Raw genomic sequence first — 12,210 nt, forward strand, 5'->3', positions numbered from 1 at the left:
GCATTTCTGGTCGGAAATCACGACCCGGCGATGAATTCCGTGGATGAGGACCGATTGGCCGCGCTGGCGTCTTGTTTCAATGCCGGGCTGCACTCAAATCAGCTGTCTTCGCGTTTGCGCAGACATCGGTCCGATCCGCCGCAACCAGCCGGAGCCTTCCGGGGAGACCGCTCTATGAGTTTCGACCAGACGACTGTCGCCGCCTATCTGGAAGTCATCACCATCAACCTTGTGCTGTCTGGCGACAATGTCGTGGTGATCGGCATGGCGGCCGCAGGCCTCGCCAAGGCGTTGCGGCAGAAGGCGATCATCGCCGGCATTGCCGCGGCGGCGGTGATCCGCATCGTCTTTGCGGTGATCGCGGTGCAGCTGCTGGAAATTCCTGGGATCATGCTGGTCGGCGGCATGCTTTTGTTCTGGGTGTGCTGGAACATGTTCCAGGAGTTGCGCTCGGCCGGCGACGGCGAGGACGTCGACACTGAAGCCGCAGCACTTGCGACGGCGCGGCCGGCCAAGGCGCTGCGCACCGCGATCCTGCAGATCGTCGTCGCCGATGTCTCGATGTCGCTGGACAATGTGCTGGCCGTGGCGGGCGCCGCCGCCCACGACATGAATGCGCTGGTGTTCGGTCTCATCCTGTCGGTGGTTCTGATGGCGGTCGCCTCGACGCTGGTGGCGGCGCTGCTTGCCAGGTATCGCTGGATCGGCTGGCTCGGTCTGGCAATCATCGTCTATGTCGCGGGAAATATGACTCTGGACGGCGTCGAGCAGATGAGAACGGTCGACTTCCACGCGCTGCTCTCGCCAGTTGCAAGCTAGATCCTCCTGGCGATCAAATGATATCGAAAATCCGCCCTGGGTTGAGAATGTTGTGCGGATCGAACGCCACCTTCAGCCGGCGCATGGCTGATAGTTCGGCGTCGCTGCGCACGAGGTTCAGCCATTTCTTCTTGTCGAGGCCGATGCCGTGCTCGGCCGAGACGGCGCCACCGCACGCCGCCACGCCGCGATAGATGATCTCATAGGCGGCCGCCGGTTCCGTGGTGTCGACCTGATAGTGCAGATTGCCGTCGCCGAGATGGCCGAAGACGTAGATCTCGGCGCGGCTGTCGACGGCGTGGATCGCGGCTTCGGCGTTGCGCAGGAAACCCGCCATGGTCGCCAACGGGATGCTGATGTCGACGCCGATCATGCCCTCGATCGCAAACAGGAAGCGGTTGGCCTCTTCGCGCACATCCCATAGCGCACGGAATTCGCGTGGCGACTGCGAGACGACCACGTCGGCGACGATACCGTCTTCGACCGCCTGCATCAGCACCGAAGCGAAACGCTCGCCGTCCAGCTCGGCCTGATTGCCCTGGATCTCGGCCAGCACGTAAACCGGCGCGCCGGCCGGCAGCGGCGCCGGCGCCGCCATGCCGGCAATCATGGAGCCGTAGAGCGGCGAGAAATTCACCTCATAGGCTGACAGCAAGGGACCGAGCCGCTGCTTGAGCAGGTCGAGCAGCGCAATGGCGGCCCCCAGCGAGCCAAGGGCGCAAAAGGCGGCAACCTCGGTGGCGGGCTTGGGATGCAGCCGCAGGCAGGCGCGAGTAACCACGCCCAGCGTGCCTTCGCTGCCAATGAAAAGCTGGTTGAGATCGTATCCCGAATTGTCCTTGGCCAGGCCACGCAACGAAGTCAGGATCGAGCCGTCGGCAAGCACGGCCTCCAGCCCCAGCACCTGGGCGCGGTACATGCCGTAGCGCAGCACGCGAATGCCGCCAGCATTGGTGGCGATGTTGCCGCCGACCGTCGCCGTGCCGCGCGCGCCGATATCGACGCCGAACATCAGGCCGGACGCATCGGCCGCTTCCTGCACCATTTGCAGCGGCGCGCCGGCTTCCGCGATGATGGTTGCCGCGGCGCGGTCGGGCGCTTCGACCGCGGTCATGCGCTCCAGCGACAGCACCGCTTCGCCCGGCTGCACGCGCGCGCCGCCGGCCAGCCCGGTGCGGCCGCCATGGACGACCAGCTTCTGGCCGATACCACTGCATAGGCGCAGGATTTCGGCGACGTCGGCGGCGTTGCGCGGACGCAAGACCAGTTCGGGCTGGCCGCCGCCCTTGCCGGAGAGGTCGTCGCTGTAGCGCGGATCGATAGCATCGCCGATCACAACCGCGGCGGCATCGAGCCGACGATAAAGCTGGGAAAGAAGCCGATCGATCTGTTGTGTCATGGTGCCTGGACTGTTTCAGCGCTCTTTGTGACCGAGACTTTGATGCGCGACAATTTTCGCGTCAATTGAACAAATTTACGCACGGTATAATCTGTCATTGCGCGTTGAACCCACTGACGTTTCCTGTAAATTTCGTCTGCCGTTGCGTGGCAGACGCGCCGGCTGCAGGACCGTGGGCAGCGTCAAGGGATGACCGAGGTTCTGGCGCGTGCCAGACGAGGATTGAATGCCAATGACGCACAAGACGATGGAGGATTTCGCCCGCTCCTGCGGCGTCTCCAGGCCGACGCTGTCGAAATATTTCGACGATCCGACCAGCGTCAAGCCGGCAACGCGCAAGCGCATCGAAGAGGCGTTGCGGTCGTCCGACTACCAGCCCAATCTGTTTGCCCGCAACCTCAACCGCAAGCGCACCCGCGCCATCGGCATTGTCGTACCGACGGTCACCGACCCCTTCTATTCCGAAATGGTCAGCCGCATCGAACTTCGGCTGCGCGACGAGGGCTACTGGCCGATCGTCATCTCCTCGCATGGCTCGACCGAGCTCGAAATGGAGGCGACACGTACCATCCTGTCGCTGAAAGTTTCGGGCGCGCTGATCGCGCCGCTCGGCTTGCGCTCGGACCGGCGCACGCTGGAGAAGCTGACCCAGACAATGCCGGTCGTCTATTTCGACACCTATCTTGAAGGCGGCACGCCCTTTGTCGGCAACAACAATGCCCAGAGCGTCTCGACCATCGTCGACTATCTCTGCCGCTCCGGCGACGCCCCGGTCTATTTCGACATCCCGCATGTCAATCACAATTCGCCGGAGCGCCTGAACAGTTACGTCGCCGCGATGCGTCAGCTTGGCCAGGAGCCGGTGGTTATCGGCAACACCCGAGACTACACATGGGATTTCGAGCGCATCGGCTACGAGCAGATGGAACAGATGCTCGGGGCCAGCGGCCTGCCGGGCAAGACCAGAGGTCTGCCCGGCAAGACCGGGGGTCTGCCCGGCAAGACCATACTGTGTGCGAATGACCGCCTGGCCTTCGGCGTGATGGCGGCAGCCTTCGCGAAAGGGCTGAAGATCGGCCGCAAGGCCGATTGCGACCTGCGTATCGCCGCCCATGACGACCATCCGCTGAGCCGCTACACCTGCCCCGCACTGACCACCATCGCGCAGGATTTTGCCGCCATGGCGGGGCGCAGCGTCGAGACACTGCTCGCTTTGCTCAACGAGGATAGGGCAAACGTCGCGCCGAAGGTCAGCCTCGACGCCGCCCTGGTGATGCGTCAGTCCGCTTGAGCCTTTCCAAAGGCAGGATCGAAGCTTCGCCACGCGGCAATGGCGGCGGCAACCGCCTGTCTCGCTGCCGGGCCGTGACGGCCCATCGAGACGAAGCCGTGGATCTGACCGGGCCAGTGTTCCAGCACGACCGGCACGCCGGCCTGCTGCAGACGCCTGGCATAGGCCTCGCCTTCGTCGGCGAGGATGTCGTGACCGGCGATGGCGATGAAGGTGGGCGGCGCACCGGCGAGGCTTTCCGCCTTCAGCGGTGAGGTACGCCAGTCGCCGATGTCGGCGGCATTGCGGATATAATGGTCGCGGAACCAGGCCATGGTCGAGGCGGTCAGGCCAAAGCCTATGGCGAAGCGGCGATAGCTGTCCGTCGTCTGCCCGGCATCGGTGTTGGGATAAAACAGAAGCTGCGCTGCCGGCGGATTTTTGTCCCCCCGCGTGAGCAGGCCGAGCACCGTAGCGAGATTGCCGCCGGCGCTGTCGCCGGCAACCGCAATGCGGGCAGCCTCGATGCCGAGCTCGTCCGCGGCGCTTTGCATGTAAGCAAGTGCCGCTCGGCAATCCTCTATTGCCGCCGGGAACTTGTGTTCCGGCGCCAGCCGGTAGTCGACGGAGACGACGACAGCGACTGCCTCGTTGGCGAACCAGCGGCAGATCTCGTCATGCGAGTCGAGATTGCCGATCACCCAGCCGCCGCCATGGAGATAGAGCAGCGCCGGAGCGCCTGCCGAAGGCGCGCCCTGCCCGCGATAGATCCTGAGCCTCAGCGGACCGCCGGGTCCTGCAATGATGCGCTCGCTGATCGACGCGACCAGCTCGCGCTCGCCTTGCAGGGTCGGGAAGCCTTCATTGTAGGCACGGCGCGCCTGCTCAGGCGTTCCCGTTTCGAACGGCGGCGCGCCGGCCTGGCTGCCGAGCTCGAGCACATGCCGGGCCTCCGGATCGAGTGTCGACGGGGACGGTGGCGATGTCACGGACGAATCTCCCGTCAGGCAAGCAGGGTTGCGGCTTCGTCTTCGCCAAGCAGCGGCGGCTGGTCGACCGTGCCGTTGACGGCAACCGAGCCACGGCTTTCGCCCGAAGCCAGGATCGCCTCCATGATCTCAAGCACATGCAGCGCCAGCTCACCGGAGGCGCGCGGCTTTCTGCCCGCGGCCAGCGCGCGCGCCAGATCGGCGACGCCGAGCATGCGGTAATTGGCGCGGTCGGGCGCGGAATAGGGCCAGTTGCGGTCGCCATAGAGTTCGCTCTCGCTGGCGAAATCGGCCCAGTCGGCGCCACGCTCCGACAGCGAAACGGTGCCGCCGAACGTGTCGGGGTCGGGCAGCCTGAGCGAGCCTTCGGTGCCGTGCAGTTCGATCGGATGGTTGGAGTGTTTGAACACGTCCCAGGAGGCGCCGAAGGTGACGGTGGCGCCCGAGCGGAATTCGAGCAGCGATATTATGTTGGTCGGCGTGCCGACCTTGAATGTCGTGTTCTTGAACGGCCCGTCGGCCGTGATCAGCCTCTCCTCCTGGCCGCGCGTCGCCATCGCCATGACGCGCTCGACCGGCCCGAGCAGGTTGACCAGCACGGTCAGGTAATAGGGACCCATGTCGAACACCGGACCGCCGCCGGGCTGATAATAGAATTGCGGATTGGGATGCCAGTGCTCCATGCCCCGTCCCATCATGAAAGCGGTGCCGGTCACCGGCTTGCCGATCGCGCCGTCATCCATCAGCCGGCGCGCGCGGCGGCCGGCTGCACCCAGGAATGTGTCCGGCGCCGAGCCGATCAGCAGGCCGCGCTTCGCGGCCTCGGCGACAAGGCGGCGGCCGTCGGCGGCAGAGGTTGCCAGCGGCTTTTCGGTGAAGACATGCTTGCCCGCCGAGAGCGCTGACAACGAAATATCGAAATGCGCCGCGGGGATTGTCAGGTTCAGCACGAGGTCGATATCGGGGTCGGCCAGCAGCGCGTCAACGCCCAGGGCGCGGATGCCGTATTCCCTGGCGCGCAGCTCAGCCATGTCAGCGGAAATGTCGGCGCAGGCGCGTAGCTCGACACCACCGAAGAGCGCTGCATTGCGCAGATAGGTCATCGAGATGTTGCCGCAGCCGATGACACCGATGCCGAGCTTTGTCTCTGATTTTCCGTGCATTTCCAGCTTTCCTCCCAAGCCAAGGGCATGCTGCGCAACCGTTGCAGTTCCCACGACCCCCCGCAATCCGCTATACAGGACTTTAAATGTTGACGCGCGTAAAATTTTTATAGAGCATGTGAGAGTTCTGGCGCAGGATTGGGAGGCCGCCAGCGTGAGGAGGAGAACATGACCGGCATGAAAAACGGCCGACGGCCGCTGCGAAGCCCGTGGGTCATGCGCGCTTTCCGTCGCGCATCAGAGACCGGGATGGGTTCAGGCATAGATCACCTTGGCCCCGATCCTATCAAGCTCGCTGCGTATTGGACCGGGCAGGCCATCGTCGGTGATCACCACATCGACGGCCGACAGCGAAAATGCCTTGGACGTCCCGCTGACGCCCCATTTGCTCGAATCGGCGAGCAGGACAACGCGCCGGGCCATGCGAACGAGGTTTCGCTTCGTTCGCGCCATGTCTTCGTTCACGTCGACCACATCCAGTGACGAGTCTATCGCATGCGCTCCAACAAAGACCTGATGCGCTACCAGGCCGCCGAGAGCCGTATCGGCATCGGTGATCAGCGTGCTCACCGTGTCGGGATAGACCCGGCCGCCGATCATATGAACGTCGAGCCCGGGACGATGCATAAGATGCTGCACGATGTTCATGGCCGTGGCCGCGACCACGACATTGCTGAGCGGCGGTAACTGCATGGCAAGCTGCATCAAGGTCGAGCCACCGTCGAAGATGACCGATTGGTTGTCCTCGAACAGGTCCAGCGCCGCCCGGGCGATGCGCTTCTTTGCGTCGAGGTTCGTTTGCATCCGGCGGGCGAACGCGGCCGTCGTCGAATCGGTGGTCCGGGTCACCGCCCCTCCACGGGTCTTGGTCAGCAGTCCCTTGCGGTCCAGTATTTCGAGGTCGGAGCGCACGGTGACCTCCGACACGCCAAACCCGTCCGACAGGTCCTTGATGCGAACCTGTCCGCTGCGTTGCACCTCGCCCAGGATCGATTGGCGTCTCTGCTCCGACAACATTGCCCGGCCCTTGCCTGCCTGCGCCGAGCAATCGCGCCGGCCTCGGCTCACCTTACCGGAAATATGCAGATTCGAAAGCTTTCAAAAGATTGTTTTTCTTTTTTCTTTCGGAAACACTGGATTGAGCATTTTTAAATCAACCGATCAGGGAATTTTGCACACATGAGCCTAGGAACCAAGGTGCGTCTCGCGCGCCTCTTCTCGCATCCATCGGGGAACCTCTTTGGCGGCGCGGTCGACCACTTCGTCGGCTATGGCGACGTGCGCAAAGGCGGCCTTGCCGACCTGCCGGGTGCGCTCGCACGCGTCATGGCGGGCAAACCCGACTATGTCAGCATTCAGCCTGGCAGCGCGCGCCATCTGTGGCCGCAATATGCGGGCAAAGCTTCCCTGGTGATTCAGGCGGGCTGCTTCACTGCGGACGATCGCATCAGCGAGTTGATCGCAACACCCGAGGACGCGGTGCGCGCGGGGGCCGATGCGTTGGCCGTGGCCATTCCGGTGCGCGGCGCGACGGAGGGCAAATACATACGCTGGCTGACCGATTCGGTGAATGCAGCGGCCCGCTACGGCATGCCTGTGGTGGCGCATATCTACCCTCGCGATTTCACCGACGGGGCAAAGATCGTCTTCACCCCCGACGAGATCGCCTATGCGGCGCGCATCGGTTACGAGTCCGGCGTCGACGTGATCAAAATCGGCTACACCGGCGATTTCGAGTCGTTCCGGGAGACCGTCCGGACCTGCCCGGTGCCGGTTGTCATCGCGGGCGGTCCAAAGACCGATACGCTGCTCGGCGCGCTTCAGCAGACGGCGGATGCCATCCGTGCCGGCGCGCGCGGCGCCGTGGTCGGCCGCAATCTCTGGGGGCACGGCGATCCGGAGAAGGCAGCGCTTGCCTTTCGCGGCGTCATCCATGACGGCCTTTCGGCGCAAGACGCCCTGGCGAAGGCGGGTGCCTGAACGATGCCCACCGTCCCCGCCACCCTCGGCTTCGGCGCTATTGCGATAGACGACATCGTCTACGTCGATCAGCCATTGTCGGCGGGCAAGGGTAAGGTTCTGCAAAGTACCCGCGCTTTCGGGGGAAATGTCGCGACGGCGCTTGCCGCCGTCGCGCGGCTCGGCGGAACCGCCGGGTTCGTCGGATGGCTGGCCAGTGCCGCGGACGACGCCGTTCTGCTCGATCTCGTGGCGAGCGGTATCGAAACCGCATTCGCGCCGCGCCATCCCGACGCGCGCCCGGTGCACTCGCGGATCACCGTCGGCTCGGACGGGGAAAGGTTCATCGCGTATGACGACGATGCGATGCTGGGCACCGCTCCGGACTTTCCGGACGATATCCTCAGCCGCGCAACCGTCCTGATCGTAGATAGCTATGCGACCGGGTCGCTGGATGTCGTGGCTCGGGCTCGCGATCTCGGCCTTGCGATCCTCGGCGATATCGAATGGAGCAGCGGCCCCGCCACGGAGCGGCTGATCGCGCTCTGCGACCATCTCATTCTTCCACTTAGCTTTGCACGGACTGCCACGGGGCGCCGATCGCCTGCCGAGATGCTCGATGTCTTGTGGTTGCCATCGCGATCCGCCGTGGTTCTGACCGATGGAGGCAGGGGTGTGTACTATCGCGGCCGTGAAGAGACAGGTCTCTGGCACCTGCCCCCGCACCGGGTTGCGGTCGTCGACTCCACAGGCGCGGGTGACTGCTTTCATGGCGCCTATGCCCATGCGTTGACGCGCGGAGCCGACACCGCGGGCCGGATCGCATTCGCGGCCGCGGCGGCGGCCGTTTCGATAACGGGGCGTGGCGGGCGCGAGGCGCTTCCGACCGAGGACCAGGTCACGCAACTCCTGGCATCGGCGAACGCGCCGTCAGCAGTCGACCTGAAAAATGCGCATGTGGATGCTGGAGCATGACCTGAAACGATCCGACGAAACATTTCGCAGGCGAACACAAGCCCAGGAGAATCATAAAAATCAGGGCTTATACTTGTGGAGGGAGGAATATGGCAGAAGTCATTCTTGAGAAGATCTGCAAAACCTACGGGAACAGTTTTCGCGCAATCGACCAGTTGAACCTGTCGGTCAAGGACGGCGAGTTCTTGATCCTCGTCGGGCCTTCCGGCTGCGGCAAATCCACGGCGTTGCGAATGATCGCGGGGTTGGAAGACATCACCAGCGGCAGCCTTCGGATCGGCGGGGTCGACGTCGTCGACATGCCGCCCAAGGACCGCGACATCGCGATGGTGTTCCAGAGCTACGCGCTCTACCCGCATATGACGGTATCCGAAAACATCGCCTTTTCGATGCGGCTGGCAGGCAAGCCGAAGGCCGAGCGCAAGAAGCGCGTGGACGAGATCGCCAAAACTCTTCAGCTGACGTCTTTGCTGGACAGCAAACCCGCGAACCTGTCAGGCGGGCAGCGTCAACGGGTTGCCATGGGCCGCGCCATGGTGCGCGAGCCGGCCGCCTTTCTCATGGACGAGCCCCTTTCCAATCTGGATGCGAAACTGCGCGTGCAAATGCGCGCCGAAATCACCAGCCTGCAAAAGCAGCTCGGCGTCACGACCATTTACGTGACCCACGATCAGATCGAAGCGATGACGATGGGCGACAGAGTCGCGGTGTTGAAAGGCGGTGTGCTGCAGCAGGTCGACACACCCAAGAGGCTCTATGAATCGCCGGTTAACGCCTTCGTTGCCGGCTTCATCGGCTCTCCTTCGATGAACCTTTTCGAGGCGACCCTGAAGGGCGGCGAGCTCGCTTTTCGCGACTTCGCCGTCCGGCTGCAGGATGCAGCCTTCGTGCGCAGGCCGGCCTTGAGGTCGTATGCGGGGCGCAAGGTCGTGTTCGGGATCAGACCGGAGGATCTTTATGACAGCAGCCTTGAATCCGGTCGCAAGTATCAGACGATACCGGCCAGGGTGACCTCGATCGAGGAACTCGGCTCCGAACAGATCGTCCACATGAACATCGACGCGGTCCGGGTGGACTCCGGCGATCCGGATGCGGTGGACGATTTCGGCCTGGCGTCGAACGCGGTGGCGAGGTTCGAGCCGATCAGCGCCGTCCGCTTCGGCTCGGAAATCCGGTTGGCCGTGGATGATGCCAAGTTCCATTTCTTCGATCCCGAAACGCATCTGGCGATCTGAAGATCTGCGGAAGACCGCGGGCGGGAGCGAGGTGCCTGCGGAAGATACAAGAAGGCTTCTGAATGAACAGACGATCGTCCGCATTGTGCGGCCGATCTTGAAGAAGGAGGAGAAAATGATGTTTCGGATACGACCCGCGATGCTGAAAATAGCCGCGGTCGCATGGTTGCTTGGTGCAACCGGCGCCATGGCGGACACGACGCTGGAATTCACCCAATGGTGGGAGCCCGAATTGCCGGCGGGATCGCTCAGGGCAATCATGAACGACTTCGAGGCTGCAAACCCCGGCATCAAGGTGACGCTGGTCAGCGGTCCCTATGCGACCACGCGAGACCAGATCTCGGTCGGCGCCGCAACCGGAACGCTTAGCGACGTCGTCGGTCTCGACGGCGCCTGGGTGAACAATCTGAACGCGCAGGGTGCGCTGGCCGACATGAACCCGATGATGGATGCGAGCGGGTTCGACAAGACCCAGGTCGCTGATATCATCAAGGTGGACGGCAAGGCGGTGATGTTTCCCGTGGCTTCGTTCGTCTATCCGGTCTTCGTCAATCTGGACCTCGCCGCCCAGGCAGGCGTGACCAAGCTGCCGTCGACCCGCGCGGAGTTTCTCGAAGCCGCCAAGAAGATGACCCACGCCGACAAGAACCAGTATGGCTGGGTGCTGCCCTTGTCGCTGCAAACGCCGTCCGGTGTCCAGAACGACCTGATGTCGTGGGTCTGGGCCTCGGGCCAATCGATGATGGTTGAGGGCAAGCCGGCTCTCGAGGGCAAGCCGGTCGTCGATATGCTCACCTTCGTCAAATCACTGAACGACGCCGGCGTCATCTCGCCCGGCATTGCCACCAAGACCGAGCAGGAGAAGGTCGAGGAATTCGTCAACGATCGGGTCGGAATGATGATCGACTCGCTTGCGCATGTGAACCTCATCCGCAAACGCAATCCCAAGCTGAACTTCGACCTGATCCCGGTCCCGGTCGTGGCGGACTACAGCGGCAAGCGCGGCCTTCCCTACGCCTCCTGGGGCATCGGCATCTCCGCCGCCTCGAAACATCAGGATGAAGCCTGGAAGCTCGTCCAATATCTGATGAGCGAAAAGGTGAATGCCAAGCTCGTGTCGCTTGCAAACGCCTTCCCGGGCAACGTCAACGCCAAGCCCGATTTCGTGACCTCGGACAAGGCTTTCGCCAAGGCTTTCGAAATCTTCAAGACCGGCTATCTCGCCAACGAGTTCACGGGCCTGCCGGTGGCTGAAGACCTGATGACCCAGTTCGACGTGGAGGCTCAGAAGATGCTTGCCGGCGAGCAGTCTCCGGAACAAGCCGCAACCAACGCTCAAAAGGGCTGGATGGCGAAATTCTGAGCGGCCCATTGCCCGTTTGCTATCTTCCACCGGGTGTCCCGGCCTCGGCCAGGCCACCCGTCAACAACGGATCGGCAATTTGAGATGGACCTGTTTTTGAAGCGCACCTTCCTCCTGAAGGCACATCCCAGGGGTCGCACATGACCGGGCAGAAGCGCTCCCACCATCGACTGAAACGAGCGGTCGCACCCTATCTCTATCTGTCACCATCGCTCCTCATAATCGGCCTTCTGATGCTGCTGCCGATGGTGACGGTGATTGGCTATTCGTTCCAGAACAGCGCGGTGCTGCGTCGCGATCCGTCCTTTGCCGGACTGAAACACTACCAGGCGATCTTTGCCGATCCGGTGTTCTGGGCCTCGCTGTGGCACACGCTCTATTTCACCTGCATGAGTGTCGTCTTCCATATGACCATCGGCATGCTCTTCGCACTCATGCTGAACAGCGACCGCATCAATCCGACGCTGCGCAACATCCTGCGCGTGCTGTACATACTGCCCTGGCTGTTCACCGCGGTGATTATCGCGGTGATCTGGCGCCTGCTGCTTGAGCCGAATGGTGTCGTGAACAGTGTTCTCATGCAGATCGGCATCATCGGCTCCAAGGTCGAGTGGTTTTCCTCGCCCGCGACCGCGCTGCACGCCGTCACCTTCGCCAATATCTGGGCGGGCTACCCGCTTTTCATGGTCAGCCTGCTCGCAGGCTTGCAGGGCATTCCCAAGGATTTCTACGAGGCCGCCGATATCGACGGCGCGAAGGCCTACCAGAAGCTGATCTTCATCACCATTCCGCAGCTGATGCCGATCATCATCAGCATCTCGCTGCTCGACTTCATCTGGACCATGCAGGTCTTTCCATTGATCTGGATAACGACGGGTGGCGGTCCGATCTACTCGACCGAGGTCCTCAGCACCTACACGTACAAGCTGGCGTTTTCGAGCTACAACCTGTCGCAGGCCTCGGCGAGCGCCGTGGTCATCCTGCTGATCTCTCTCGGCCTGACGCTGTTCTACATCCGCTATCAAAAGGCTCGGTAGT

Annotated in this window: 11 protein-coding genes; 7 read left to right on the forward strand and 4 right to left on the reverse strand. The window is 62.9% G+C overall.

Translation table 11 applies throughout. The features are described from left to right. The first annotated feature begins 174 nt into the window (after positions 1 to 174). On the forward strand, positions 175 to 819 hold the full coding sequence (locus tag NKJ77_RS16025) for a YjbE family putative metal transport protein (protein ID WP_352535444.1): 645 nt from the start codon (positions 175 to 177) through the stop codon (positions 817 to 819). A gap of 13 nt (positions 820 to 832) precedes the next feature. Here NKJ77_RS16025 and NKJ77_RS16030 read toward each other — a convergent pair whose 3' ends face one another. Continuing rightward, complete coding sequence (locus tag NKJ77_RS16030) at positions 833 to 2,218, reverse strand: FAD-binding oxidoreductase (RefSeq protein WP_352535445.1); 1,386 nt, start codon at positions 2,216 to 2,218, stop codon at positions 833 to 835. 226 nt (positions 2,219 to 2,444) lie between these two features. On the opposite strand from NKJ77_RS16030, the gene NKJ77_RS16035 reads away from it, so the two are divergent. Continuing rightward, positions 2,445 to 3,509, forward strand: coding sequence for a LacI family DNA-binding transcriptional regulator (locus tag NKJ77_RS16035; RefSeq protein ID WP_031194612.1), 1,065 nt, complete (start codon positions 2,445 to 2,447; stop codon positions 3,507 to 3,509). On the opposite strand, the gene NKJ77_RS16040 is transcribed toward NKJ77_RS16035, so the two are convergent. The 3 genes from NKJ77_RS16040 to NKJ77_RS16050 form a co-directional block, all read right to left on the reverse strand. Continuing rightward, complete coding sequence (locus tag NKJ77_RS16040; protein ID WP_023830367.1) at positions 3,497 to 4,477, reverse strand: alpha/beta hydrolase; 981 nt, start codon at positions 4,475 to 4,477, stop codon at positions 3,497 to 3,499. The genes NKJ77_RS16035 and NKJ77_RS16040 overlap by 13 nt on opposite strands. Before the next feature lie 14 nt (positions 4,478 to 4,491). Continuing rightward, on the reverse strand, positions 4,492 to 5,640 hold the full coding sequence (locus NKJ77_RS16045) for a Gfo/Idh/MocA family protein (protein ID WP_023830368.1): 1,149 nt from the start codon (positions 5,638 to 5,640) through the stop codon (positions 4,492 to 4,494). A gap of 255 nt (positions 5,641 to 5,895) precedes the next feature. Then, positions 5,896 to 6,657 (reverse strand): DeoR/GlpR family DNA-binding transcription regulator, encoded by a 762-nt coding sequence (locus NKJ77_RS16050; protein ID WP_023692210.1) that lies wholly within the window; start codon positions 6,655 to 6,657, stop codon positions 5,896 to 5,898. Between the two features lie 162 nt (positions 6,658 to 6,819). Between NKJ77_RS16050 and NKJ77_RS16055 the strand changes: the two genes are divergently transcribed. The 5 genes from NKJ77_RS16055 (at position 6,820) to NKJ77_RS16075 (ending at position 12,209) form a co-directional block, all read left to right on the forward strand. Beyond that, entirely contained in the window at positions 6,820 to 7,620 is an 801-nt protein-coding gene (locus NKJ77_RS16055; RefSeq protein ID WP_023709984.1) for a beta/alpha barrel domain-containing protein, read from the forward strand. Between the two features lie 3 nt (positions 7,621 to 7,623). Then, positions 7,624 to 8,574: a PfkB family carbohydrate kinase gene (locus tag NKJ77_RS16060; RefSeq protein ID WP_023830369.1), complete on the forward strand. Its 951-nt coding sequence runs from the start codon at positions 7,624 to 7,626 to the stop codon at positions 8,572 to 8,574. A gap of 89 nt (positions 8,575 to 8,663) precedes the next feature. Further along, positions 8,664 to 9,809 carry an ABC transporter ATP-binding protein gene (locus NKJ77_RS16065; protein ID WP_352535446.1) on the forward strand — a complete coding sequence of 382 codons (1,146 nt, stop codon included), beginning with the start codon at positions 8,664 to 8,666 and terminating at the stop codon, positions 9,807 to 9,809. Between the two features lie 115 nt (positions 9,810 to 9,924). Next, positions 9,925 to 11,172, forward strand: coding sequence for an ABC transporter substrate-binding protein (locus NKJ77_RS16070; RefSeq protein WP_023830370.1), 1,248 nt, complete (start codon positions 9,925 to 9,927; stop codon positions 11,170 to 11,172). Between the two features lie 140 nt (positions 11,173 to 11,312). Beyond that, positions 11,313 to 12,209, forward strand: a complete 897-nt coding sequence (locus NKJ77_RS16075; RefSeq protein WP_023699786.1) for a carbohydrate ABC transporter permease — start codon at positions 11,313 to 11,315, stop codon at positions 12,207 to 12,209. Position 12,210: the final 1 nt, after the last annotated feature.

The organism is Mesorhizobium sp. M0052 (assembly GCF_040323255.1).
GTDB lineage: Bacteria > Pseudomonadota > Alphaproteobacteria > Rhizobiales > Rhizobiaceae > Mesorhizobium.

Bases quoted from the DNA above. Each gene is read 5' to 3' on its own strand.
- NKJ77_RS16025 (WP_352535444.1), top strand. From the start codon at position 175: ATGAGTTTCGACCAGACGACTGTCGCCGCCTATCTGGAAGTCATCACC.
- NKJ77_RS16030 (WP_352535445.1), bottom strand. From the start codon at position 2,218: ATGACACAACAGATCGATCGGCTTCTTTCCCAGCTTTATCGTCGGCTC.
- NKJ77_RS16035 (WP_031194612.1), top strand. From the start codon at position 2,445: ATGCCAATGACGCACAAGACGATGGAGGATTTCGCCCGCTCCTGCGGC.
- NKJ77_RS16045 (WP_023830368.1), bottom strand. From the start codon at position 5,640: ATGCACGGAAAATCAGAGACAAAGCTCGGCATCGGTGTCATCGGCTGC.
- NKJ77_RS16050 (WP_023692210.1), bottom strand. From the start codon at position 6,657: ATGTTGTCGGAGCAGAGACGCCAATCGATCCTGGGCGAGGTGCAACGC.
- NKJ77_RS16055 (WP_023709984.1), top strand. From the start codon at position 6,820: ATGAGCCTAGGAACCAAGGTGCGTCTCGCGCGCCTCTTCTCGCATCCA.
- NKJ77_RS16060 (WP_023830369.1), top strand. From the start codon at position 7,624: ATGCCCACCGTCCCCGCCACCCTCGGCTTCGGCGCTATTGCGATAGAC.
- NKJ77_RS16065 (WP_352535446.1), top strand. From the start codon at position 8,664: ATGGCAGAAGTCATTCTTGAGAAGATCTGCAAAACCTACGGGAACAGT.
- NKJ77_RS16070 (WP_023830370.1), top strand. From the start codon at position 9,925: ATGATGTTTCGGATACGACCCGCGATGCTGAAAATAGCCGCGGTCGCA.
- NKJ77_RS16075 (WP_023699786.1), top strand. From the start codon at position 11,313: ATGACCGGGCAGAAGCGCTCCCACCATCGACTGAAACGAGCGGTCGCA.